Here is a 25,517-nt window from a genome sequence, read left to right on the forward strand (position 1 = left end):
CGTCAGCCGAACTCCACCACCCGCATGCCGAACAGGCGGTCCACCGCGAGCAGCAGGTCGTCATTCACCTGCACCTTGATGGACGTGTTGCCGATGAGCGCCTCGCCCTCGCCCTTGAAGAGCACACTCACCGCCACGGGCGTGGCGCCGGCGTACTTCTTCGCCAGTTCGTGCAGCTTCGCCACCCGCTCCTCCGTGAGCAGGTCCGCCGGCACGCGCAACTCCAGGCGCTTGGTGCGCTTCTCACGCACCGCCTTGAGGCTCTGGATGTCGTCGACGATGAGCTCCGGCGTCGGCGAGTCCTCGTCACGCTGGCTGATCTGCACCGTGCCGGACACCAGGATGGGGTCGTCCGACTTGAGCAGGTGCTCCCAGTTCTCGAACCCCGGCTTGGGCCCCTGCTTCGCCCACTTGCCGTCCCGGCCCATCACGTTGCGCGTGCCGTCCTTGCCCGGGAAGCACACCAGCTCGATGGAGCCGGACAAGTCCTCAATCGTCACCCACGCCATGCGCTTGCCCGTCTTCGTGGGCCGCTCGCGCAGCACCGTGACGATGCCCGCCACCGTGAGCTTGTCGTCCTTGCGCGCGCGCTGCACCGCCGTAATCGGCCGCGCGTAGCGCTTCAGCTCCTTGTCGTACTGGTGCAGCGGATGGCCGGATACGTAGAAGCCAATGGCCTCCTTCTCCAGCGACAGCCGCTCCTTCTCCGACCAGTCCTCCACCTCGACGTAGTCGTCCTTCAGCCCGCCGCCCCCCCCATCCGTGGACGGGCCGGCCAGCATGCCGAACAGCGAGCTCTGCCCGGCCGCCTTGTCCTTCTGGCTGGCCGAGCCACGGTTCATCGCCTTCTCGATGGTGTCGAAAATCTGCCGGCGTGAGCGCTTCTCGAAGTCGAAGGAGCCCGCCTTCACCAGCGCTTCCATCACCTTCCGGTTCACCTTGCGGCTGTCCACGCGCTCGCAGAAGTCGAACAGGCTCTTGAAGGGGCCGTCCTTGCGCGCCTCCAGGATGGACTCGATGGCGCCCTCGCCCACGCCCTTGATGGCGCCCAGGCCGAAGCGAATCTTCCCGCTCACCGCGCCGAATTCCATGTCGGACTGATTCACGTCCGGCGGCAGCACCTCAAGGCCCGACTCGCGCGCCTCGCCGATGTGCTTCACCACCTTGTCCGTGTTGTCCTTCTCACTGGAGAGAAGGGCCGCCATGAACTCGCAGGGGAAGTGCGCCTTCAGCCAGGCCGTGTGGATGGTGACCAGGCCGTAGGCCGCCGAGTGGCTCTTGTTGAAGCCGTACTCGGCGAACTTCTCCATCAGGTCGAAGATTTCACCGGCGACCTTGAGGTCGACGTTGTTCTTCGCGCAGCCCTCGAGGAAGCCGGCCCGTTCGGCCTGCATGACCTCGGCCTTCTTCTTGCCCATGGCGCGGCGAAGCAGGTCCGCGCGGCCCAGGGTGTAGCCACCCAGGACCTGCGAAATCTGCATCACCTGCTCCTGGTACACGATGACGCCGTAGGTGTCCTTGAGCACCGGCTCCAGCGCGGGGTGCGGGTACGACACCTTCTCCCGGCCGTGCTTGCGGTTGATGAAGACGTCCACCATGCCGGAGTCCAGCGGACCCGGGCGGTAGAGCGCGCCGGCGGCGATGACGTCTTCGAAGCAGTTCGGCTTGAGCTTCACGACCATTTCCGTGAAGCCGCTGGACTCCATCTGGAAGACGCCGGCCGTGTCGCCCTTGGCCATCAGCTCCCAGGTCTTCTCGTCGTTGAGCGGGATCTCGTGCCGCGGGATGTCCTTGTCGTGGTTGCGCTTCACCAGGTCCAGCGCGTGCTGAATCACCGTGAGCGTCTTCAGACCGAGGAAGTCGAACTTCACCAGGCCGGCCGCTTCCACCTCGTCCTTGGCGAACTGGGTGATGAGCGTCTTCTCACCCGGCGGCTGGTAGACGGGCACGAACTCCCACAGCGGCTTGTCGGCAATCACCACGCCCGCGGCGTGCATGCCGGGCTGGCGGTGCAGGCCCTCCAGCGCGAGCGCGATTTCGAGCACGTCCTTCGTGGTGACGGGCTTGCCTTCCACCTCACCGATGTTGGAGGGCGTCTCCATCATCTCCTTGAGGCGAGGCTCCATCTCGATGGCCTCCTTCAAGGTGATGTTGAGCACCTCCGGGACCAGCTTCGCGATGCGGTCACCTTCACTGAAGGGCAGCGCGAACACGCGGCACACGTCGCGCAGCACGCTCTTCGCCTTCAACGAACCGAAGGTGATGATCTGCCCCACGTTCATCTCGCCGTACTTGCGGCCGACGTACTGGATGACCTCGTCCCGGCGGTCCTGACAGAAGTCGATATCGAAGTCGGGCATCGACACGCGTTCCGGGTTGAGGAAGCGCTCGAACAGGAGGTTGTACGGGATGGGGTCCACGTCGGTGATGCGCAGCGCGTAGGCGACGAGGCTGCCGGCGCCGGAGCCACGGCCGGGGCCCACGGGGATGTTCATCTTCTTCGCCCAGTTGATGAAGTCCTGGACGATGAGGAAGTAGCCGCAGAACCCCATCTTCTGGATGACGCCAATCTCCAGCGCCAGCCGCGCCTGGTACTGCTCGCGGTCGATGGGATAGGTGACAGTGGCCGCCAGCTCCTTGAAGCGCTCGCGCAGGCCCTCATACGCCAGCTCCGCCATGTAGCTGTCCGGCGTGTGGCTGTCGGGCACCTTGAAGGTGGGCAGCATGGGCTTGCCCAGCTTGAGCTCCAGGTTGCACTGCTCGGCGATGCGCTGGGTGTTGTGGACCGCCTCGGGCGTGTCCTTGAAGAACTCCAGCATCTCCGTGGGACTGGTGACGTAGAGCTTGTCCGTGGAGTGCTTCATGCGCTTGCCATCCGCCAGCGTCTTGCCGCTGGCGATGCACATGAGCAGCTCGTGGGCGCGCGCGTCCTCGCGCTTGATGTAGTGCGCGTCCGCGGTGGCGCACAGCGGGATGTCCAGGTCGCGCGAGAGCTGCTTGAGGTTCTCGTTCGCCTTGTCCTGCTCCGGCATCCCGTTGGACTGCACCTCCAGGAAGAAGTGCCCCGGGTCGAAGATGTCCTTGTACTCCTGCGCCGCGCGCCGGGCGTGGTCCATGTCGCCGCGGAAGCACGCGCTGGTGACTTCACCCCCCAGGCACGCGGTGAGCGCGAACAGGCCCTTGCTGTGCTCGGCGAGCACCTTCTTGTCGATGCGCGGGTGGTAATAGAACCCGTGCATGTACGCCGTGGAGGAGAGGTAGCGCAGGTTGGCGTAGCCCTCCGCGTTCTTCGCCACCAGGATGAGGTGGTGGGAGACCTTCTCGGAGCGGTCCTCACGCCCCTTCGGTCCGGCGACGTAGGCCTCCATGCCCAGAATCGGCTTGATGCCGGCGTCCTTCGCCTTCTTGTAGAAGTCGATGGCGCCGAACATGTTGCCGTGGTCCGTCACGGCGACGCTGCTCATCCCCTTCTCCTTCACCGTCTTGATGAGGTCCTTCATCCGGATCGCCCCATCGAGGAGCGAGTAGAGGGTGTGCAGGTGGAGGTGGGTAAAGGACATAAGCGCGTTCCGCTCCTGGAGGCCGGGGTGCCGCCGAACACTAGGGCCGTGCTCCCCTGCTCGCCAGTCCAGTGTTGCCCCTGGCGGAGAAGCGCGGGCGAGGCCGGAAAATCGGCCTCTTGCGGCGTTCCGCCACGAGCGGAAGCCCTGGACGGAAGGCTAACGGCCCGCCCTTCCCACCGCCCGTCTCCGTGGAAGTCACGATGCGTCCAAGCCTCGGGCGCCGGGACGTGGCCCCTGGCCCGGTGAGCGTACGGGCGGCTTCATACTTCTTCACGCCTCGTACAAATCCCAGCAACGGCGGGCCGGCACATTGCCCACCGTCGCCGCGAGTGGTGGCGACTTCACGTGGAGCCGTCCGCGCTCCACCCAGGAGAGAGCCATGATGAAGAGGTTCGCCGTGGTCGGTTCCGCGATGCTCGCCGTCGCGCTGCTCAGCGGCTTCGCGCTGCGGGGAGGCCCCCGCTGGGGCAAGGACCCGGAGCGCGTGAAGCAACTGGTGACGTGGAAGCTCGACGACAAGCTGGACACGCTGGACGCCACCGAGTCCCAGCGCCAGTCCATCCACGCGGTGAAGGACCGCCTGTTCTCCGACGGGGTGCAGCTGATGCAGGAGCACCGCGCGGTGCGCGAGGAGGCCTTCCAACAGCTCGCGTCGGACACGCCGGACCGGCAGAAGCTCCACGCACTGGTGGACGCGCGCATCGAGGCCATGCGCGCCTTCGCTCACCAGGCGACAGACGCCGCCCTGGAGGTCCACGGCACGCTGACGCCGCAGCAGCGCAAGGAGCTGGCCGAACAGTTCCGCGAACACGTAGGACCGTAGTCCACGCGCACGCCACCGTGGCGTCAGGACAGGTGGGGTGTGTGCTTGCGGGAAAGGGTGGGCGGGGCGGCGGAGCACGGCTAGTTTAGGTGCGTGAATTACACCGACTACGCAAAGCGGATCCGCGCCCACGCTCAGGTCGCGGACGTCTCCGAATACGGCCGCGTGACGGAAGGGGACCAGGACTACCCCCTCTTCCGGCTCGTCGTCCCGGGAGAGCGTTGGCTGGTCATCACCTCCGGTTTCCACGGGGAGGAACCCGCCGGTCCCCTCACCCTGGCCGAGCACTTCCCGGCGGTGGCGGCGTACGCGGTGGAGCGCGGCGTGGGGCTGCGCGTCTACCCCTGCATCAACCCGTCCGGCTTCGAGGCGGGTACCCGGTACAACCGCAGCGGCGAGAAGCCCAACAACGACTTCCTCCGCTACGAAGTCGCCCCCGGGGAGTGGGTGGGCGAGCTGAACGTCGCGCGGCCCATCCTCCGCTGGGCGCTGTATGACGGCGGCCCCAAGGAGACGCGCGCGATACGCAGCGAGCTGGCGCGCTATGCCGCTCCGGCCGCCGCGCTCGACATCCACCAGGATGACTACCTGGGCGGCGCGTCGACGTACGCGTACACCTTCGGAGACAAGGCCGCCTACCGCCCGCTGGTGGAGGCCAGCGCGAAGCACGTCGCGGTGGTGCGCAGCCAGAAGGTGGACGACCACAGCGTCACCGACGCGGACGGCCTCATCGAGTACCACGACGGCAGCGTCACCGACTGGTACTCACGCCAGGGCGTGCCCTACACGGCCGCGCTGGAGACGACGACGCCGACACCACGTGACATCTGCGACGCCGTGAATCTCATCTGGATTCGCGGCTTCATCGACCTGGTGGCGCGCGGCGGCTGACGGCGGCGCACCGGGCGAAGCGGCCGGCTACGGCGACCGCGCGTTGCCCACCCGCCGCGACCACAGCGTGAGGAGGTTGCGGACCACCGCGCCCTCGGGGACCTCCGCGCCGTCTGGCACGTCCACCTGGAGACCGCGCGCGGCCAGCGGGGGGAAGGGGCTGTCCTCGCCGGGTGACGTCAGCGGCACGGAGGCATCCGCGGGGCGGAAGCCGAAGGCCAGCGCGCGCTGCTGCACCGGCCGGCTGTGCAGATAGCGCAGCCACTCCAGCGCGGCCTCACGCTGGCGGGGCAGCACCCAGTCCCCTTCCAGCACCGCCGCCGGATGGTCGCTCCAGGACGTGAGCGTCGGATACAGGACCTTCAGCGCCCCCCAGTTCCCCGGCGGCTGGGAGAGCTGGGCGATGGCCAGGTTCTCGTACACCACGGCGATGTCGTAGCGGGCCGGGCCGAAGCGGACCATGTCCGCCATCAGCGCGCCCGTGGACTGCTCGAAGCGGCCCGTGCCCCGCTCCAACTGGCTCAGCCACGTCTGGAACCGCGGCTCCAGCAGGTCGGCCACCGTCAGTCCGCTCTGCTTGCCGTAGAACTCCAGCGACGCCAGCAGCAGCGCCTGGAGCCCGGAGTTGGAGCGCGTGGGGTCCGTGTGGCCCAGCTTCACGAAGCCCCACTCCGGCTGGCCGCCCACCGCGGGCCAGCCCTGGTCGCTGGCCACCGCGTCGTGGATGACCTTCCAGGACACCGCGCCCCCACCACTGGCGCGCTGGAGCACCTCCGCCCGGTCCTCCCACGCCACGAAGACGAGCGGCGTCTTCACCAACGGCCGCGGCGCCGCTTCGCCCTCCGAGGCGAACAGCGGCTCGCGCGTGGCGTCCGTGGCCCAGTCCGACTCCAGCATCCGCAGCACCGCGCTGTCGGCGGGGCTCCACACGGTGGGCCGCTCACGGCCTTCGAGGATGGCCTGCGCGGCCTCCAGTGAGCCCCGGCCCACCAGGTTCACCCGGATGAGCGGATGCGCCTTCTGGAAGTCCGCCGCCGCCTCCTCCACCCACGCCTTCTTCTCCGAGCTGTAGAGGAACGTGATTTCCGTCCGCACCGCGCGGGTGGACACGGGCGCCTGCGCCGCGGGACGTGCCTCCCCCGCGCCGCGCTCCGCGGCGCGCCGCGAGGACAGGTAGAGGGCCCCACCCAACGCCGTGAGCACCCCGATGATGATGAGGACCGCGGGCTTCATGTACCGGCTCGCCCTTCTGGGAACGGGTGCTCTGCGCCTGAGCAGTCTTGTAGGCAACCTCCGCGACGCCGTACAGGGGCGGCACGTCCGCCTCGGAATCCGGGCCTGGCCCCGAAGCGTCCGATTTCGCACGTTTGTTTGAACACAAATGACATGTCAGAATGGGCGGATGACGGCAATCATTCGGCAGCTCGTGCTCGCGGGCCTGGGCACGGCGCTGAGCGCGTGCGCGACCAGGCCCGCTCCTCCGGTGGAGCATTATTCGCTCGGCATGTCCCGAGCGGACTACCGGGACTACAAGAAGGCGAAGGCGGACCCCTGTGCGTCCTCGGAGCCGCGGTGGCTGGCGGACGAGCTGACGACGGTGAATGGAACGATGGCCCGCTTCCTCCGGGAGACGGAGAACCTCTCCAAGCTGGACGCGCCGGACCACGCCCAGCAAATGGCGATGATGCGGGAGGCCACCGAGTCCCTTCCTCCCCTCATGGAGGTGCACCGCTACACGCTCAACCGGCTGAAGGAGTGCGGCTTCCGCAACACCGGGGCCTTCCCGGAGATTGCCCGTCGGGGCCACGAGCTGCTGACGGAGGTGGATGCCCGGCTGGAAGAAGGGCCCAAGGTGCTGGCGGAGGTGGCGCTGAAGAATGCCCGCCGGCAGTGGCGCGCGGAGACGCCCGAGCGGGAGGAGGCCGCCCGCCGCACGTGGTGCCCGCCCAATCCCCAGGTGGGGCAGCCGGACCTGTACTACGCCCGGCAGGAGGTGGACGGCCGCAAGCTGTGGCGCTTCTGCGACGGCCACGTGGTGGAGCAGCGCGCCGAGGGTGAGCCCGTGCTCGTGCAGCCCGACAACCTGACGTCGCGCATGCGCCGGCGCATCAAACCCCAGTCCTACCTGGAAGCCGCGCGCGACTACCCGACGGCGGAGATGGACCGTCAGCCCGACAGCGTCTCCTCCTCGGGCCAGGGCGCCGCCAAGAAGTCGTCCGCGCCCGTCGGCAACGGCGGCCCGGGCTAGCCCACCGTTTCCCCTGGAGCGCGTGGGGCCCGCCCACGCGCGCCCAGCAGCCAGCGACGCCGGCGCTTCACGCCTGCAGCCGAGCCAACCGGCTGGCCAGGTGCGCGTCCTTCGCGGCATCGACGGACTGCGCCCAGGTGGCCAACGAGCCACCGCTGGAGGACAGCTGCTCCTCCACGTGCGGCCGCAGATGCGTCCACCGCTTGCTCCACCCTTCCTCAGAAGGCGCGCCCGCCTGACCGGGGCGTTCCGCCAGCAGCATGCCCATGCGCAGCGCCAGCTCGGGCTGCCCCAGCGCCGACGCCTGCCGGGCCACGGTCGTCGCGGCGGGGACGGCGTCCGGCGCGGCGAGCCACACCTCGGCCGCGCGGGTGAATGCAGCCACGTCCAGTTCGCCCAGCAACGCCAGCGCGTGCCGCAGCGGGAGCCGGCCATCCTTCCTGGGAGCGACGACGCGCTCCATCAGCGCGGTGAAGGTGCCCGCCAGCTCCGCGTGGGCCGCGGGGTCCACGCCGCCCAGGGCCCGCAGCGCGCGCTTCGCACGCCGGGCCCGCGACGTCACCTCCCAGCTCCGCCACCCCAGCCGAGCCCGGAGCGCGGCCAGGGCCTCGGCGGCGGCCTTCAGCGCCTCGGGTGTGGGCGTGGCCGCGGGCACGCGACGGGGCAACTCCGCCTTCTTCGGCGCGGACGGCGGCGCGGGCGCGGCCTCGGGGGCGCCGCCCTCCGTCACCTCGCGGTACCCCTCGCGCAGCTTCTCAGCGACCTTCTTCTCGTATTCCTTCCGGGCGCCGGCTTCGTCCGCGAAAGCCTTCTCCCGCCGCTGACCGGCGGTGCCGATGCGGCCGAAGGTGACGATGAAGGTGTTGCCCTTGAACTCCGGCTCCCAGAACTTGGAGCTGGAGCCTTCCACGAACTCGAACCTTCGCATGCCTCAGAGCATACGCGACGCCGTGCCCTGATGCTCCGCCTTCATCTCGCGGAGCCCTTCTTCACGGGAGCGGCGGCCCTCGTACCCCAGCTCCCGGCGGGCCTTGTCGTCCCGCACCGTCACCTCGCGCCCCATGAGCAGCACCTCGGTGCGGGTGAGCGGAGGCCTGCCGCCCAGGCCGAAGGTGCCCCACAGCAAGTCCCCCACCGTGGCCACCGTCGCGGCCACGCCATATGGCAGGGTGCGCTCGCCCGCGTCCACGCCCTGCGTCGCGAGCATGGCGGTGATGAAGCCTCGGAACTCCACGGGTTCCCCGTCGGTGAGGAAATAGGCCTCGCCGCCGCGGCCCTTCTCCGCCGCCAGCAGCATGCCCTCCACGCAGTTGGCCACGTGGCAGGTGGACGTCAGGTAACGGCCGCCGCCGAACCACCGGAAGCGCCCGGTCCGCACCGCCTCCTGGAACTGCGGCAGCAGCGACGTGTCACCGGCGCCCCAGATGAAGCGGGGACGCACCGCCACGGTGGCGAAATCCGGGGCATTCACGCTGAGCACCCGGCGCTCCGCCTCGCCCTTGGTGGAGGGGTAGTCGCCAATGGGGCGCTCGGGCAGGGGCATCGTCTCATCCACCCGCTCCAGGGGCGAGCCATCCGCCAGCACCGCCTCCGTGCTGACGTGGACCAACCGCTTGACGCCCGCGGCGCGCGCCGCCTCCAGCACCCGCTCCGTGCCGCGCACGTTCGTCTCGTAGAACTCGCTGCGCGCGCCCCAGCCCTTCACCACCGCGGCGCAATGAAAGACGGTGTCACAGCCCTCCATGCCCGCCTTCAGCTTCTCCACGTCCGACAGGTCGCCCTCGAAGGGCTCGGCGCCGGCCTCCGTCACCGAGGCCAGCGCCGCGGCGGAGCGCGCCAGGGCCCGAGCGGGCGTCCCGCGCACCTTCAGCGCGGTGAGGAGGTGCCTTCCCACGAAGCCTGAACCACCGGTGACGAATGCCCGCATTGCCCGCACGCTCCTGGGAAGGACTGCTCGCGCTCCTAGCACTCCCGCGCCGGGCCCGATAGAGCGCCCGGCCCGGTTCAGAACATGTCGCGCAGGGAGGGCGGCGGCCCGGCGAAGAGACTGTTCGCCGCGCGCACCGAGGCATCATCGCCCTCCAGCGCGCCCATGGCCCGCAGCGACTCCGCGGACAGGTGACCGGTGTACAGCGGCGCCAACTGCCGCACGTGCAGCCGCAGACCTCCGTCGCCGCCACGGCGGACGCGCGCCTGACCGTCCGAGACCTCCAACACGAAGCGGCCCTGGTTCTCCGGAAAGAGGTCGTCCTCGACGTCCAGATGGAGGGTACCCGTGAGCCCCTCCGGCCAGCCGCGTGCCTCCAGCGCGGAGGCCACGTCCAGAACCCGCACCATCCAGTGCATGTACAGCTTCACCGAGTACGTCTGCTCGCGCAGCAGCAGGAGCAGCGGATCGTCCACGCCGCCGTACCAGAAGGCGTCCGTGGCCAGGGAGCGGTGGTCCCCCAGGAAGCTCAGAATCCTCCGCGCCGCCGCGGGCGTATGGGCCACGACGTCAGCGAGGAACAGCTCCTGCTTGAAGTCCTTGAGCGGCCGGCGGATGACGTAGAGGTAGCCCTCCACACCGGCGCGGCCCTCCACCAGGTAGCCATGTGCCACCTCGCCACGCATGTTGCGGACGCGGCCCCATGAGAAGTCCCCACGGTCCAGCCAGCCCGGCCGGTGACGCGCGTGGCGCTGGTAGCTCAGGACGATGGCCTGCGTGTCCTTCTCCTCGATGGGCCGGAGCGACAACGTCCGCTCACTGAAGTCCAGCGATGGGACCTGGATGCGAATCTCCTGCCGCGTGCCCGCGTGCTCGTAACCCACGCGCCGGTAGAGCGGCTGCGTCGCGGGATAGAGCACCGACAGCGGGGCGCCCGTCGCGCGGGCCTCGCGCAGCAGGTGCTGCATCAGTCGCGTGGCGGTGCCGCGCCCCCGGTGGACGGGAGACACGCCCACGCCGCCCACGCCGATGACGGGCACGCTTCGCCCGCCGTACCACTGCCCCATGCGGATGAGCACGAGCGTGGCCGCCACCTCGCCGCCCTCGCGCAACAACCGCAGGTCCGGCCGCGACGCCCGCTGCACCCAGGCGGCGCTGTCGGCGGGGGACATGGCATACGACTGCATCATGATGTCCGCGACGGCGGCCATCTCACGTTCGTCTCGCGGCGGTCCGAAGTCGCCAGGCTGCGTCTCCACGCGCATCTCCGTTCACCGATGGCGCACGCAGGCGCCTCTCGGCCGCCCACATTCTCACGACGGCCCGGCCTGCCTGTCGAGCCACAATCCACGGCCAGGCAGGCCCGTGCGCCCGCGTCCGGACAGCAGGTGCGCCGTGAGGCTGCTCCTCCCGCGCCCGGCGAACCGGCCCACCGCTTCCACACGACGCACGTGGCGGCCTCGTCACCCGAAGGCGACACGGCTGGTATCCTCGCCGCCATGAAGCGCCCTACCGAGCCCGACGCCCCCGTGATGCCGTCGCTGCTCGTCTTCGCCGTCGCGGTGCTCCTCTTCGGCTCCCCCCTGCGCCGGCTCTGGCTGGCGGAGGGCGCGCCGGGGTACCTGCCCTTCGCGGTGTGGCTGGGCGTCATCCTCCTGGGCGGCTGGGCGGCGCGCCGGAGTCGTGGCCCATGACGCTCGAGCTCGGCTCGCTCGTCGCCGCGTCCGTCGCCTACCTGCTGGTGCTCTTCCTGGTGGCCTATGCGGCGGAGCGAGGCGCCATCCCCGCGCGCATCACCCAGCATCCGCTCGTCTACGCGCTGGCCCTGGGCGTGTACGCCACGTCGTGGTCCTACTTCGGCAGCGTGGGCTACGCGGCCCGGCATGGCTTCCGCTACCTGGGCATCTACCTGGGCGTCACCCTGGCGTGCCTGCTGATTCCCGTGCTGTGGCGCCCGCTGCTGCGCCTGTCCCGCGAGCTGCAACTCACCTCGCTGGCGGACGTGCTGGCCTTCCGCTACCCGGGGCAGTCCACCGGCACGGCGGTGACGCTGTTCCTGCTGGCGGGCAGCCTGCCCTATCTGGCGCTCCAGGTGCGGGCCGTCGTGGAGTCCGCGCGCGTGCTCAGTCCCTCCGCGTCTCCCACGCTGGTGGGCCTCGGCTTCTGCGCGGTCCTCACCGTCTTCTCCGTCCTCTTCGGCGCACGGCACCTCACCCCGCGCGAGCGGCACGAAGGCCTGATGCTGGCCATCGCCTTCGAGTCCGCGGTGAAGCTCGTCGCCCTGGTGGCCGTGGGCGTCTGGGCGGTCTCCAACGTGTTCGGCGGCGTGGACGGGCTGCTGGCCTGGGTGGACGCGCATCCAGAGGCCATCGAAGGGCTCCAGCGCCCGGCGCGGGATGCCTCCTGGTCACCGCTGCTGGTGCTCTCTTGCGCGGCCGCGTTCCTCACGCCTCGCAGCTACCACGTGGCCTTCACCGAGGCCCCGGAGCGAGAGGGACTGGCCACCGCCACCTGGGCCTTCCCGCTCCTGTTGCTGGTGATGAACCTGGTGGTCCCCGTGGTGCTCTGGAGCGGCGAGGCGCTGGGGCTGCCCTGGCCCGCGGACTTCCACGTGCTGGCGGTGCCCGCGTCGCGCGGCGCCACGTGGTTGGCGCTGGGCGCGTTCCTGGGCGGCGTCTCCGCGGCCAGCGCCATGGTCATCGTCACCACGCTGGCCCTGGCGCCCATGTGCCTCACGCACCTGGTGCTGCCGCTGGGCTACGCACGCGGGCAGCCGCATCTCTACGGCTGGCTGCTGTGGGCGCGCCGGCTGCTCATCGGCATCATCATCCTGGCCGGCTACGGCTTCCACTGGCTGCTGAACATCCGCGGCACGGGGCTGGTGGACCTGGGGCTGGTGTCCTTCGTCGCGGTGGCGCAGTTCATCCCGGGCGTGCTGGGGCTGCTGTTCTGGAAGCGAGGCACGCGCGCCGGGCTGCTGACGGGCCTGGCGGTGGGCGCCAGCCTGTGGTTCCTGACGCTGGTGGTGCCCCTGTGGGCGTCGCCGGGCGTCGTCGCGTGGACGCACCGCATGGCGGCGCTGCTCGGGTTCTCCGACAGTGAGCCCTGGGGCTTCGCCACCTTCGCATCGCTCACGCTCAACGGGCTGGCCTTCATCGGCGTGTCGCTGGCGACGCGCCAGTCCGCCGAGGAAGCGGAGGCCGCGCGGGCCTGCACACGCGAGGAGGCCGCGCCCGCCGCGGGTGGCGTGGTGGCGGGCTCGCCCGACGAGTTCCGTCGCAAGCTGGCCCCGCTGCTGGGTGAGGAGGCCGCGACGGCGGAGGTGGACCGGGCGCTGAAGTCCCTGTCGCTGCCGCAGGACGAGCGCCGGCCCTCCGAGCTGCGCCGCCTGCGCGACGGCGTGGAGCGAAACCTGTCGGGCCTGCTGGGCCCCGTGCTCGCGCGGATGACGGTGGAGGAGGCGCTGCGGCTGGAGCCCGGCGCGCGCACGGCCCTGGCCGAACAACTCCGCTTCGTCGAGGAGCGCCTTCGCGACGCGAGGGGACTGCAAGGCCCGGTGCCCGCACTGGAGGCCGTGCGCCGCTACCTGCGCCGCATCCTGGAGGACCTTCCGGTGGGCGTCTGCGCCGTGGGGCCGGATGGTGAGGTCGTCATCTGGAACGCGACGCTCGAGCAGCTCTCCGGCGTGCCAGTGGACACAGTGCGTGGCCATCCCCTGGAGGCCCTGCCCGCGCCCTGGGGCCCGCTGCTGTCCGGTTTCGCCAGCGGTGTGGACGGAGACACGGAGACGCGTGTCACCGTGGCGGCCGTCGAGCGCATCCTCCGGCTGCACCGCTCGCGGCTCTCTCCCGCGGAGCAGGGCACGGGCACGTCCGAGGGCATGGCCCTCCTGGTGGAGGACTTCACGGCACGAAAGGCCGTTGACGCGCGCATGGCGCATCAGGACCGGCTGGCCTCGCTGGGGCGCGTGGCCGCGGGCGTGGCCCATGAGATTGGCAACCCGCTGACGGCCATCGCCAGCCTGACGCAGAACCTCAAGTACGAGCTGGAGGACCCGGCGGCGGTGCAGGAGCGCGCGGGGCTCATCCTCCAGCAGTGCCGACGCATCGACGCCATCGTCCGGACGCTGGTGGGCTTCAGCCACGAAGGCACGGTGGGCGGACAGGCGCGGCCCTTCACGCGCGTCGCCGTGGCGCCACTGCTGAGCGAAGCCGTGCAACTGGCGCGGCTGGCGCGCAAGCAGCATGGGGTGAGCTTCGAGCATCGCTGTCCAGAGGGCCTGGAGGTGCAAGGCGACGCGCAGCGGCTGGAGCAGGTGCTCGTCAACCTGCTGACCAACGCGATGGACGCCTCACCCGAGCACGGCGTGGTGGAGCTGGAAGCGGACACCGACGGTGGCGCGGTGCGCCTGCGCGTCATGGACCGGGGACACGGGATTCCCACCGAGCTGGCGCAGCGCGTGTTCGAGCCCTTCTTCACCACGAAGGGCCCCGGCGAGGGAACGGGCCTGGGCCTGGCGCTCGCGGCGGGCATCGTCCGAGAGCACGGTGGAACGATGCAGGTGGACAAGCGGCAGGGGGGAGGGACTAGCGTCGTGGTGAGCCTTCCGGAGCCACGCCGGATGGAAGCCAGCGTGAACCCCGAGCGGGAGTCCCCGGCATGAGCCGCATCCTGGTCATCGAAGACGAGCCCATCATCCGCACGGAGCTGCGCCGGCTGCTCGTGCGCGCGGGGCATGACGTGTCCGAGGCGGGCTCGGTCCAGGAGGCGTCGAGCGACTACCCGTTGGACTCGTTCGACCTGGTGCTGTCGGACCTGCGCCTGCCGGGCGCCCCGGGGACGGACATCATCTCCATGTGTCCGGGTGTGCCGGTGCTCATCATGACCAGCTACGCCACCGTGAAGTCGGCGGTGGACGCGATGAAGCTGGGCGCGGTGGACTACATCGCCAAGCCCTTCGACCACGACGAGCTGCTGATGCAGGTGGAGCGGGTGCTGCGCGAAGGCCTGCTGACGCGGCAGAACGCGGCGCTCAAGCGCGAGGTGGAGCAGGCCCACCCCGTCAGCGGCATGGTGGGCAACAGCGCCGCGATGCGCGAGGTCTTCGAGCGCGTCCGCAAGGTGGCGCCCTCCCCCGCCACCGTGCTGGTGCTGGGCGAATCCGGCACGGGCAAGGAGCTGGTGGCGCGGGCCCTCCACGCCCAGAGCCCCCGGGCGGACGGGCCGCTGGTGGCGGTGAACTGCGCGGCCATTCCCGAAGGCCTGCTGGAGAGCGAGCTGTTCGGCCACGAGAAGGGCGCCTTCACCGGCGCGCAGGCCGCGCACCCGGGGCTCGTGGAGGCGGCGCACGGCGGCACGCTCTTCCTGGACGAGATTGGCGAGCTGCCCGCGCCCGCCCAGGCGCGCCTGTTGCGCATGCTCCAGGACGGCGAAGTGCGGCGAGTGGGCGCGACGCGGCCCCGAAAGGTGGACGTGCGCATCGTCGCGGCGACCCACCGGGACCTGCCCCGCCGGGTGCAGGAGGGGTCCTTCCGTCAGGACCTCTACTTCCGCCTGCGCGTGGTGGAGATTCGCCTGCCGCCGCTGCGGGAGCGCCCGGAGGACGTGCCCGCGCTGGCCAGACACCTGCTGGAGAAGGCCAGCCGCAAGGTCGGCCGTCCCACGGCGAGCCTGTCTCCCGAGGCCCTGGAAGCGCTCACCTCCCATCCCTGGCCGGGCAACGTGCGCGAGCTGGAGAACGCCCTGGAGCGCGCCGTCATCCTCGCGGATGGCCCGGTGGTGACAGCGGGACTCCTGGCGCTGGAGCTGCCCGACACGGCGGACAGCATCGGAGCGTCCACCGAGTCCACCGACACAAGCCCTGCCGCCGCCGAGGAAGCCAGCGGCGCCTCACCGGACTCCATGGAGGAGTACTTCCGCCGCTTCGTCATGGAGCACCAGGAGCACATGGGCGAGACGGAGCTGGCGAAGCGCCTGGGCATCAGCCGCAAGGCTTTGTGGGAGAAGCGCCAGAAGCTGGGCATCCCTCGCACGCGCGCCTGAGGCACGGCGCCCGCGCGCCTGTCCACTGCCCCCCGGTGCTGGAAGCCCGTCCGCCATGGGCGCCGCCCCGGCACGGCGGAACGCCCGCCGCGCCCCATCGCTAGGATTCCCGCCAACACACCCCAGGGGGGAACTCATGGCAGACAGCGTGCCTGTGATTGGCAGTGGGGCTGGCAATCGCGCGGGGGAAGTCGTTGGCGTCATTCCTCGCGCGGAGTACGGGCGGATGGTGGTGCTCACCACGGTCATGCCCATGGCCGTCCTCACCACGACGTGGTTCCTGCCTCCGGGATGGAACCTGCTCGGAACGGCCGCCATGCTCACCGGCTTCCTGCTGGTGTTGGGCAAGGCCATCGCGGGCGTACCGCTGGCGCTTCTCATCAGTGAGCGCAACCTGATGAGCCTCTCCCGCTTCCAGGCGCTCGTGTGGACCGTGGTGGTGATGGCGGGCTACCTGACGATGACGCTCTCCCGCGCGAAGTCAGGCGCGTCCAACGCCGTGGGGGTCGACATCCCCCAGGAACTCTGGATTGCCATGGGCATCTCCACCACGTCCCTGCTGGGCACACCGCTGGTGCTGGGCGGCAAGCGCGCGCGCAGCCCGGACGAGAAGTTGGTGCAGAACACCTCCGTCCAGCTCGCGGAGGCGACCGAGGACATCGACGCTCACCGCCAGGGCGTGCTCTACGCCAACGCGAACATGACGGACGCGCGCATGGCGGACATGTTCCAGGGAGACGAGGTGGGCAACACCGCGCACATCGACCTGGCCAAGGTGCAGATGTTCTATTTCACGCTCATCGCCGCGGTGGGCTACTTCATGGACGTGGCCATGTCGGTGGCGCGCGGGATGACCAGCGCGATGCCCGCCCTGTCGCAAGGCATGCTCGCCCTGCTGGCCATCAGCCATGGTGGATACCTGCTAGGAAAGACAGGCGACCACTCGAACTCCAAGCAGACCTGACGCCGCGCGCGAAGCGTTACGACGCAGCGCACGAAGCGTTACCGCGGTAACGCGAACGTCACCTTCGGTAACGTCCTGACGCGCCGAGCCAACCTGCAACGTCTTGAATCTCCGAGCGCGGGGCGTTGGCAGACACGTTGCTCTGTGCTGGAGCATGCGCACTGCCCCCGCACGCATGCTGTCGTTCATGGCCGCGCTCGCGGTCCTGCTGTCAGCCACTCCGTCGAGCGCATTCAAGATTCCCCTCAGCGAGGAGTCCTACCTCAACGTCGCCATCCTCCTGCAGCCGCAGCTCCAGATTGTCGACAAAGGCGCGCCGTCCGGCGGCCCCAGCTCCGACATGTTCCTGCGGCGCACGCGCCTGCTCGTCTTCGGCAACATCACCCAGAAACTGTCGTTCTTCGCCGAAACGGACCAGCCCAACTACGGCAAGAACGGCGACTGGAACGTCGCCTTCTTCATCCAGGACGCGTTCATCTCCTACGAGGTGGCGGAGAAAGTCTGGATTGACGTGGGCATGCTGCTGCCGCCGCTGACGCGCCATGTCCTCCAGGGCGCCATCGCGTTGCAGGCAGTGGACTACCACTCCAACCTGGTCCGCTGGGCACCTGGCGTGGGCAAGGTGTGGCGGGACATCGGCGTGCAGGTCCGCGGCTTCGCCGGCCCCTTGGGCTTCCGGGCCGCCATCTTCAATGGCGTCAACGGCAAGACGACCCCGGATGGCACCGTGCTCAACCCGGACGATTTGCCTCGCGTCACGGCGATGGCGCGCTGGAACTTCTTCACGCGCGAGGAGGACCTCTTCTTCCAAGGCATCTACTTCGCCTCCGAGCCGCGCTTGTCGGTGGGCATCGGCGCCGACTACCAGCCCAAAGCAGTGGCCACGGAGTCCGGTCTCCATGACTCGTTGGGCACGGCCGCGGACGTGTTCCTCGACGTGCCCCTGGCGAACGACCAGGAGTTCGTCTTCAACGCCACCCTCTTCCACTACCGCCAGGGCCTGGACAACCCACAGAGCGGCACGGGCTTCTACGCGGAGACGGGCTGGCGCTTCGGCAAGCTCCAGCCGCTCATCTCCGGCGAGTACTTCAAGGCGCGCGTGGACGGCCAGGACCTGCTCGCGCTCAAGCCCGGCTTCAACATCTGGTTCCAGAAGCACACGCTCAACCTCCGGACAGAGGTCGCCGTCGCGTGGACGGGCGACATCTCCCAGGCGCGTGCCTCCGTGACGGGCACGAGCCAGCTACAGCTCTTCTACTAACCCTCCTCCACTCCCAAGGATGCCGACGATGGCCCAGACGCAGGACGCGCTCATTCCCACGAAGGACGCCTTCAGCCGCAAAGCCCACGTGAAGAGCCTGGAGGACTACCAGCGCCTCTACCAGCGCAGCATCCAGCAGCCCGAGGCCTTCTGGGGTGAGATGGCCGAACAGCTCACCTGGTTCCACAAGCCAGACGCCATCATGGACCTGGACGCCGAACAGGTGGACTTCTCCTGGTTCGGCGGCGGCAAGCTCAACGCGGCCTACAACTGCATCGACCGGCACGCCAAGGAGCGCCCTGGCAAGGTCGCCATCATCTGGGCGAAGAACGAGCCGGGCGAATACGAATCCATCACCTACCGCGACCTCCAGCACCACGTGGGCCGCGTGGCCAACGTGCTGAAGGCGCACGGCGTGCGCAAGGGCGACCGCGTCTGCATCTACCTGCCCATGGTGCCGGAGCTCGCCTACACCATGCTCGCGTGCGCGCGCATCGGCGCGGTGCACTCCGTGGTGTTCGCCGGCTTCTCATCGGAGGCCCTGCGCGAGCGGATTCTCGACTCCGGCGCCAAGGTGCTCATCACCGCCAACGAAGGTCCGCGAGGCCCCAAGTTCGTGGCCACCAAGGCCATCGCAGACGAGGCCGTGGAGGGCCTGTCCCTGGTGGAGTCCATCCTCGTGGTGCGCCGCACGGGCAAGGATGTGCCCATGCTCGCCGGCCGCGACTACTGGCTGGACGCGGAGATGGCGAAGCACCGCGGCGTCTGTCCCGCGGAGTGGATGGACTCCGAGGACCCGCTCTTCATCCTCTATACGTCCGGCTCCACGGGGAAGCCCAAGGGCGTGCTGCACACCACGGGCGGCTACCTCGTCTACGCGGCCACCACGTTCCGCTACGTCTTCGACATCCAGCCGGAGGACGTCTACTTCTGCGCGGCGGACCTGGGCTGGGTCACCGGCCACAGCTACATCCTCTACGGGCCGCTGATGAACGGCACCACCACGGTGATGTTCGAGTCCACGCCCACCTTCCCGGACGCGGGGCGGCTGTGGCGCGTGGTGGACGACCTCAAGGCCACCATCCTCTACACCGCGCCCACCGCGCTGCGCTCGCTCATCAAGGAGGGCGACGCGTGGGTGAAGAAGTCCTCGCGCCAGTCGCTGCGCCTCCTGGGCAGCGTGGGCGAGCCCATCAACCCGGAGGTGTGGCGCTGGTACCACGACGTCGTGGGCGAAGGCCGCTGCCCGGTGGTGGACACGTGGTGGCAGACGGAGACGGGCGGCATCCTGATTGCGCCGCTGCCGGGGGCCACGCCCACCAAGCCGGGCTCCGCCACCCTGCCCTTCTTCGGCGTGGAGCCGGTGCTGGTGGACGACGAGGGCCGCGTCATCGAAGGCAACGGCGTCAGCGGCAACCTGTGCCTGGCGCGCTCGTGGCCGGGGCAGGCCCGCACGCTGTACGGCCACCACCAGCGCTTCAAGGAGACGTACTACGCGCGCTTCCCCAACCTGTACTTCACCGGTGACGGGTGCCGCCGCGACGAGGACGGGTACTACTGGATTACCGGCCGCGTGGATGACGTGCTCAACGTCTCCGGGCACCGCCTGGGCACCGCCGAGGTGGAGAGCGCGCTGGTGGCCCATGAGGCCGTCGCCGAGGCCGCGGTGGTGGGCTTCCCGCACGACCTCAAGGGCACGGGCGTGTGCGCGTTCGTCACGGTGAAGCCGGACTGGCAGGAGTCCAGCTCCGAGCAAATGGTGGGCGCGCTCAAGGAGCAGGTCCGGCATGTCATTGGCCCCATCGCCACGCCGGACCGGGTGGTGCTGGTCAACGGCCTGCCGAAGACGCGCTCCGGGAAGATTCTGCGCCGCATGCTCCGCAAGATTGCCTCGGGCGAGGTGGAGAACCTGGGTGACGCCAGCACCCTGGCGGACCCGGCGGTGCTCGACGAACTGCTCGCGAAGGCCACCCCCCCACAGGCGAAGCGCTGACCGGAGAAGAAACCACATGTCCACGAATCCGAATGAGGAAGCGCTGGAAGCACTCGCGGCGGCGCGCTGGCGCGTGGCCGGCGTGCTCACCATGACGACGCTGGTGGCGTACCTGGGCTTCATCCTCCTGGTGGCGTTCAACAAGCCGCTCATGGGGCAGCAGCTCGTCCCCGGCCTGTCCATTGGCATCCTGCTGGGCGCGCTGGTCATCGTCGCGGCCTGGGCGCTGACGGGCATCTACATGCTGTGGGCGAACGGGAAGTACGACCGCGCCCTGCACCAACTCCGCGGTGGGAAGTGAGGCAGGCATGAACCCGGCAGAAACGACGACGCAGCTCGGCCAGCCGAACGCGACGGCCATCCTGTTCTTCCTCATCTTCGTCGGCATCACCCTGGCGATTACGTACTGGGCGGCACGCAAGACGAAGACGACCTCGGAGTTCTTCGCCGCGGGCGGCGGCGTGAGCGCGGCGCAGAACGGCTTCGCGCTCGCGGGCGACTACATGAGCGCCGCCAGCTTCCTGGGCATCGCGGGCCTGGTGGCGACGTCCGGCTTCGACGGGCTCATCTACTCCGTGGGCTGGCTGGTGGGCTGGCCGGTCGTGACGTTCCTCATCGCCGAGCCCCTGCGCAACCTGGGCAAGTACACCTTCGCGGACGTGGTGGCCTACCGGCTGAAGCAGACCCCGGTGCGGCTGTCGGCCGCAGTGGGCACGCTCACCGTGGTCAGCTTCTATCTGATTGCGCAGATGGTGGGCGCCGGCAATCTCATCCACCTGCTGTTCGGCCTATCCTACGAGATGGCGGTCATCATCGTGGGCGCGGTGATGATTCTCTACGTGCTCTTCGGCGGGATGATTGCCACCACGTGGGTGCAGATCGTCAAGGCGGTGCTGCTGCTGGCGGGCGCCACGGGGCTCGCGGGCATGGTGCTGTCCAAGTTCGGCTTCAGCCCGCTGCGGCTCTTCAACGAGGCCGCCACCCAATACGGCGCGGAGGTGCTGGCACCTGGGAAGCTGGTGAACAACCCGCTGGAGGCCATCTCCCTGGGCGTGGCGCTGATGTTCGGCACCGCGGGCCTGCCGCACATCCTGATGCGCTTCTACACGGTGCCGGACGCAAAGGCGGCGCGCAGCAGCGTCTTCTACGCCACGGGGCTCATCGGCTACTTCTACCTGGTGACGTTCATCCTGGGCTTCGGCGCGTCCGTGCTGGTGGGCCGTCAGGCGATTACCGGCGTGGACAAGGGCGGCAACATGGCGGCGCCCATGCTCGCCGAGGTCGTGGGTGGCACGGGCTTCCTGGGCTTCATCTCCGCCGTCGCCTTCGCCACGATTCTGGCGGTGGTGGCCGGCCTGACGCTGTCCGGCGCAGCGGCGCTGTCCCATGACTTGTGGTCCAGCGTGGTGCGCAAGGGTCAGGCCCCCGAGGCGGAGCAGCTCAAGGTGGCCCGGCTGGCCAGCCTCTTCCTGGGCGTCCTGGCCATCATCCTGGGCGTGGTCTTCAAGGGGCAGAACGTGGCCTTCATGGTGGGCCTGGCCTTCGCCATCGCGGCGAGCGCCAACTTCCCGGCGCTGCTCCTGTCCATGGCCTGGAAGAAGTTCACCACGAATGGCGCGGTGGCCAGCATGCTGACGGGCGCCATCAGCTCGGTGCTCTTCATCTTCCTGTCCCCCACGGTGCAGGTGGACCTCTTGGGCAACACGTCCGCACTGTTCCCCCTGCGCAACCCGGGCGTCATCACCATTCCCCTGGCGTTCATCGTCGGCGCGGTGGTGTCGCTGCTCTTCCCCGAGCACGAGTCCGCCTCCCGTTTCGCCGAGGTGAAGCACCGGATGCACGTGGGGGTGCCCCAGCCGGCCCCCGCGGTGGCGTCGGTGGCATCGAAGCCGGCCGCGGAGCAGTCCCGCCCCGCCGCCACGGGCAGCGAAGCCAAGGCCTGAGGACGGGCATTCCCCTGGGACACGGGTCGCCTACACTGGGCCCGTGTCCAACGCCTCAGAGCAGGGCCCCACCGAGGGCCTCCGCGGTCGGTTGCACGAAATCATCTTCGAGGCGGAGACGCCCGCGGGCCGGGCATTCGACGTCGGCCTCCTGTGGGCCATCCTCTTCAGCATCATCGCGGTGATGCTGGAGAGCGTCGCCTCGGTGCGGGCCCAGTACGGGAGCGTGCTGCTCGGCGTCGAGTGGTTCTTCACGGGCCTGTTCACCCTGGAGTACCTGCTCCGGCTCTTCTCCGTCAGCAAGCCGCTGCGTTACGCCCGCAGCTTCTTCGGGCTGGTGGATTTGCTGGCGATCCTGCCCACCTTCCTGAGCGTGCTGATTCCCGGGGCGCAGTCCCTGCTGGCGATTCGAGTGCTGCGGCTGCTGCGCGTCTTCCGCGTGCTCAAGCTGACGCACCTGCTCGGCCAGGCGGAGGTGCTGCTCACCGCGCTGCGCGCCAGCCGCCCGAAAATCACCGTCTTCCTGGGTACCGTGCTGACCATCGTCGTCATCATGGGCGCGCTGATGTACGTGGTGGAGGGCCAGGAGAACGGCTTCGACAGCATCCCGCGCGCCATGTACTGGGCCATCGTCACCGTGACGACGGTCGGCTTTGGCGACATCACCCCCAAGACGGCACCTGGGCAGTTCATCGCCTCCATCCTGATGGTGATGGGCTACGGCATCATCGCGGTGCCCACGGGCATCGTCTCCGTGGAGCTGGCCGCCGCCACGCGGCACGCGGTAGACAACCGGGCGTGCCCCGCCTGTGGCCAGCAGGGGCATGACTTGGATGCGCATTTCTGCAAGCACTGCGGCCACGGGCTGTAGCAGGCGATTGAGAAAATCTGCACTGGGGGCATGGCGGACGCCTCCCAGCACTCTCGACTACCTTGAGTGGTAGCCCGCGGTGACGGGCCGCCCCGGCGGTATATGCGACCGCCAGCCGCGCCATCCTCAGCAGGCTGTTGGTGTAGCCCCACCTTCCCGAAGGGGGGATTCCCGGTGTTCAATGCAGGCCGTGGAGTCTATTTCCCTCGAAGCCGATGCCGCATCCTCGCGAGAACTCCCGAGGGTCTTCTGGGTCAACCAGGGTTTCACCTACGACAAAGAACGAGAGGGTGGCTATGTCCGTGCCCCCCAGAAGAGCTCCAGTGGTGGTGAGTTCTCGCACTGGACGAGGGTGAGTAAACTCAAGCCAGGAGATCTGCTCGTCCACTACGCCAAGAGGATCCGGGCATTGGGGCGCGTGACGGCGGAAGCCTTCGTTACGGAGAACAGCGAATGGCAGGCCGCCGTCGAGTACTTCCCCTTGAAGGCGCCCATCGATCTTGAAGTAGCATTGGCCGACTGCTTGAGGATGCTGCAGCCATCCTCAGGCCCCATCACCATCAAACGTGCGGTGAAGCAAGGATATCTGTGGGACTTCGACGTAGACGGACTCGCCCTCTTGAGGAACGTGTCACAAGAGCAGTGGCCTAGGTGGGCAGAAGTCCCTGCACAGGATCCGCGGGCACAACAGCGGATCAAGGGATTTATGGGGACGGCGAGCCCAAGTCTCTATTCAGCCCAGCCACCGCTTCACACTGACCAGGAGTCCTCCCCTGCATCTGGCTTGGACGTCGCCATCGTGACGGTCATCCAGCCGGAGCTCTTCGCAGTACTCGAAACGCTCGACATCCCCGAGTCGCAGCGGGAAAAAGACGCACGAGGGACGGTGTACTTCCGCGGCTCGCTCCGGTCTCAGATAACCAGACGGGACTATCGGCTCGTAGTGACATGTATTGGTGGTCCTGGCAACTACGACGCTTCCGCAGCGGCATATGACGTGATCGCACACCATCGACCGCGCGTGCTGATTCTCATGGGAATTGCCGCTGGAATCGAGGGCAAGGTCCAGATCGGAGACGTTGTCCTTTCTGAGCGCGTCGTTGCTTATGAGCCAGGGGCAATCGTTTCGCCTGGAGATGGAGGCGCATCAACTTTTGAGCACCGTCCTGAGATTGATCGACTCCCGCACTCGATGAATCAGGATGTCATCACCTATCGACCCGATTCTTCCCGGCTCAACGCGCGATTTCTCGACGTGGGCGGCAAGCTCCCTACAGCATCACCGGGAAAAGAGGAGGAGTACCGAAGCCGTGTCGCCTCGACTCTCACTGCGCGTGCCGCAACGATCGCTAGTGGAGAAAAGCTCTTGCGCGATCCTGCAAAACTCCGGGCTGTCAGGAGGGAGCAACACGGCAAGGTTGAAGTCGGTGAGATGGAGGCCGCAGGATTGGTTGCCGCATGCCGCCGCGCCAACATCCCCTGGCTGGTCATCAGAGGGATCTCGGACTTTGGTGACAAATTCAAGGATGACCAATTCCATCAGTTTGCCTCCCGCACCGCCGCGGTAGTGCTCGCGGATTTCCTGGCCTATGGGCTTGTCCTTCCTGAGAACGTTTTCTCAGGTAGCGCATCGGCGAAGTCTGCGATCACCCCCCAATATCCCGATGAGCAAACCCGCTATCTGGTCGGCCAGATCGAGGGGGCAAGGGCACGGAAGCAGCGCCTCCAATCCTCTGGGGCAAACACTTCCCAGGTGGAGCAAGAGATCCTAGCGCTTCGCCGCCAGCTCCGCGAGGGAGGGCAACTGCGAGCGGGTGGCTGGCTGGGCAATGGTGACCGTTACTTGTTGATTGAGCCCATTGGCCGTGGGGGCTTTGGCACCATCTGGAAAGCACTTGATCAGACGACTCAGACAGTCATTGCAATTAAGGTGCTGCATGCAAACCTGGCTGGCGATCAGGATCGGAGGGACCGGTTCTTCCGCGGAGCACGCCGAATGGATGAACTTCAGCATGCAGCCGTGGTCCGGGTCCTAGCTCAACACGGTGAAGATGGTGGATTTCACTACTTTGTCATGGAGTACGTAGCAGGGGGGAATCTCCATAAGGCAGTGCTCCAGCGTGTCGTCACGCCGGACCAGATTGTTCCCATCGTCCTCCGTATCGGAGAGGCCCTTGCACTGGCGCACTCGAAGGGGATCATCCACCGAGATGTGAAGCCTGCAAACATTCTCTTGGACGAGCAGGTACGTCCACTTCTCACCGACTTCGATCTTGTGGGTGCAGCCGACACGACGGGCGGCACCCGAACAGGCGCCTTGGGGACCCTCGTATATGCAGCACCGGAGTGCCTTGAACGCCCTCAAGACGCAGATGCGAGGGCGGACGTCTATGGACTAGGCATGACGGCCATCTTCGGTTTTCACGGAGCCGAGCTCCCCTTCCACCAACTGATGAGGAGCCCCGAACGCTTTCTTAATCAGCTCTCTTGTCCCCCGCACATCAAGGATGTCCTACGTCGCGCAACCAGCTTGGAACGCGGTGAACGCTACGCGGATGCGGGTGAGTTCATCGCTGATCTGGAACGTGCACAGAACGCTCCTTAGCGTACCCGTTCAGAGGTCTGAGGTTGGCTGAGGGGGAGTTGGGGCCCAGCCGGCGAGCAGGCTGGCGCTCGACGTGGGACAAGGAGACGTGGAAGACGGCGATGCGTGGCAGGCCCCGACGCCAAGCATACACGCATCGCGCAGTTGGAGGCGGCGGTCGCCGCGCGCGCCGCGCTCATCGAGCAGTTGCGGGCGGAACTCGCCGCTCTGCGGGCGGAAGTCGCGGAGCTGAAGTCGCGGCTGAATGCGACCAGCACCAACAGCAGCAAGCCGCCCAGCAGCGACGGCCCCGGGGTGAAGCGTAAGGCGCGCGAGGGCAAGGGGCGCAAGCGAGGCGGGAAGCCCAGGCACAAGAGGACGCGGCGAGAGCTGCTTCCCACCGAGGC

Annotated in this window: 18 protein-coding genes and 1 pseudogene; 14 read left to right on the forward strand and 5 right to left on the reverse strand. The window is 68.4% G+C overall.

The window, feature by feature from the left end:
• Positions 1-2: 2 nt before the first annotated feature.
• Complete coding sequence (gene dnaE / locus OZ403_RS30710) at positions 3-3,560, reverse strand: DNA polymerase III subunit alpha (protein WP_140794840.1); 3,558 nt, start codon at positions 3,558-3,560, stop codon at positions 3-5.
• Positions 3,561-3,942: 382 nt separating this feature from the next.
• Here dnaE and OZ403_RS30715 point away from each other — a divergent pair, with 382 nt between their 5' ends.
• Together OZ403_RS30715 and OZ403_RS30720 are read left to right on the forward strand one after the other, a co-directional pair.
• A complete protein-coding gene (locus OZ403_RS30715; protein ID WP_237079906.1) occupies positions 3,943-4,386 on the forward strand; it encodes a Spy/CpxP family protein refolding chaperone in 444 nt (147 codons plus the stop codon).
• A gap of 93 nt (positions 4,387-4,479) precedes the next feature.
• Complete coding sequence (locus tag OZ403_RS30720; protein ID WP_140794842.1) at positions 4,480-5,277, forward strand: M14 family metallocarboxypeptidase; 798 nt, start codon at positions 4,480-4,482, stop codon at positions 5,275-5,277.
• Between the two features lie 27 nt (positions 5,278-5,304).
• Here the strand turns inward: OZ403_RS30720 and OZ403_RS30725 are convergent, their stop codons facing one another.
• Positions 5,305-6,510 carry a substrate-binding domain-containing protein gene (locus tag OZ403_RS30725; protein ID WP_140799726.1) on the reverse strand — a complete coding sequence of 402 codons (1,206 nt, stop codon included), beginning with the start codon at positions 6,508-6,510 and terminating at the stop codon, positions 5,305-5,307.
• A 169-nt stretch (positions 6,511-6,679) separates the two neighbouring features.
• Here OZ403_RS30725 and OZ403_RS30730 point away from each other — a divergent pair, with 169 nt between their 5' ends.
• The gene (locus OZ403_RS30730) at positions 6,680-7,525 is read left to right on the forward strand and encodes a hypothetical protein (protein WP_237077564.1); all 846 of its coding nucleotides are present in this window, start codon (positions 6,680-6,682) and stop codon (positions 7,523-7,525) included.
• A gap of 67 nt (positions 7,526-7,592) precedes the next feature.
• Here the strand turns inward: OZ403_RS30730 and OZ403_RS30735 are convergent, their stop codons facing one another.
• From OZ403_RS30735 to OZ403_RS30745, 3 genes are all read right to left on the reverse strand, one after another.
• Positions 7,593-8,453, reverse strand: a complete 861-nt coding sequence (locus OZ403_RS30735; protein ID WP_268782435.1) for a WGR domain-containing protein — start codon at positions 8,451-8,453, stop codon at positions 7,593-7,595.
• Positions 8,454-8,456: 3 nt separating this feature from the next.
• Positions 8,457-9,452: an NAD-dependent epimerase/dehydratase family protein gene (locus tag OZ403_RS30740; RefSeq protein WP_140794846.1), complete on the reverse strand. Its 996-nt coding sequence runs from the start codon at positions 9,450-9,452 to the stop codon at positions 8,457-8,459.
• Between the two features lie 77 nt (positions 9,453-9,529).
• Complete coding sequence (locus OZ403_RS30745) at positions 9,530-10,711, reverse strand: GNAT family N-acetyltransferase (RefSeq protein ID WP_268782436.1); 1,182 nt, start codon at positions 10,709-10,711, stop codon at positions 9,530-9,532.
• A 240-nt stretch (positions 10,712-10,951) separates the two neighbouring features.
• Between OZ403_RS30745 and OZ403_RS30750 the strand changes: the two genes are divergently transcribed.
• From OZ403_RS30750 to OZ403_RS39835, 11 genes and pseudogenes are all read left to right on the forward strand, one after another.
• Entirely contained in the window at positions 10,952-11,146 is a 195-nt protein-coding gene (locus tag OZ403_RS30750) for a hypothetical protein (protein WP_140794848.1), read from the forward strand.
• On the forward strand, positions 11,143-14,115 hold the full coding sequence (locus OZ403_RS30755; RefSeq protein WP_268782437.1) for an ATP-binding protein: 2,973 nt from the start codon (positions 11,143-11,145) through the stop codon (positions 14,113-14,115). The genes OZ403_RS30750 and OZ403_RS30755 overlap by 4 nt, the downstream gene beginning before the upstream one ends.
• A complete protein-coding gene (locus OZ403_RS30760) occupies positions 14,112-15,494 on the forward strand; it encodes a sigma-54-dependent transcriptional regulator (protein ID WP_268782438.1) in 1,383 nt (460 codons plus the stop codon). Before OZ403_RS30755 ends, OZ403_RS30760 begins: the two co-directional genes overlap by 4 nt.
• A 136-nt stretch (positions 15,495-15,630) precedes the next feature.
• On the forward strand, positions 15,631-16,458 hold the full coding sequence (locus OZ403_RS30765) for a hypothetical protein (protein ID WP_140794851.1): 828 nt from the start codon (positions 15,631-15,633) through the stop codon (positions 16,456-16,458).
• Between the two features lie 154 nt (positions 16,459-16,612).
• Complete coding sequence (locus OZ403_RS30770; protein ID WP_237079908.1) at positions 16,613-17,719, forward strand: hypothetical protein; 1,107 nt, start codon at positions 16,613-16,615, stop codon at positions 17,717-17,719.
• 28 nt (positions 17,720-17,747) lie between these two features.
• Positions 17,748-19,712, forward strand: coding sequence for an acetate--CoA ligase (acs, locus tag OZ403_RS30775; RefSeq protein WP_140856761.1), 1,965 nt, complete (start codon positions 17,748-17,750; stop codon positions 19,710-19,712).
• Between the two features lie 16 nt (positions 19,713-19,728).
• On the forward strand, positions 19,729-20,013 hold the full coding sequence (locus tag OZ403_RS30780) for a DUF485 domain-containing protein (protein WP_140794854.1): 285 nt from the start codon (positions 19,729-19,731) through the stop codon (positions 20,011-20,013).
• 7 nt (positions 20,014-20,020) lie between these two features.
• On the forward strand, positions 20,021-21,655 hold the full coding sequence (locus OZ403_RS30785) for a sodium:solute symporter family transporter (RefSeq protein WP_140876978.1): 1,635 nt from the start codon (positions 20,021-20,023) through the stop codon (positions 21,653-21,655).
• Positions 21,656-21,698: 43 nt separating this feature from the next.
• Positions 21,699-22,526, forward strand: a complete 828-nt coding sequence (locus OZ403_RS30790) for an ion transporter (protein WP_140794856.1) — start codon at positions 21,699-21,701, stop codon at positions 22,524-22,526.
• Between the two features lie 181 nt (positions 22,527-22,707).
• Positions 22,708-25,131 carry a protein kinase domain-containing protein gene (locus OZ403_RS30795; RefSeq protein ID WP_268782439.1) on the forward strand — a complete coding sequence of 808 codons (2,424 nt, stop codon included), beginning with the start codon at positions 22,708-22,710 and terminating at the stop codon, positions 25,129-25,131.
• Positions 25,132-25,236: 105 nt separating this feature from the next.
• A pseudogene (locus OZ403_RS39835) lies at positions 25,237-25,440 on the forward strand (DUF6444 domain-containing protein); the annotation flags it as partial.
• Between the last annotated feature and the right edge of the window lie 77 nt (positions 25,441-25,517).

This window comes from Myxococcus sp. NMCA1 (assembly GCF_026810205.1).
Taxonomy (GTDB): domain Bacteria; phylum Myxococcota; class Myxococcia; order Myxococcales; family Myxococcaceae; genus Myxococcus; species Myxococcus xanthus_A.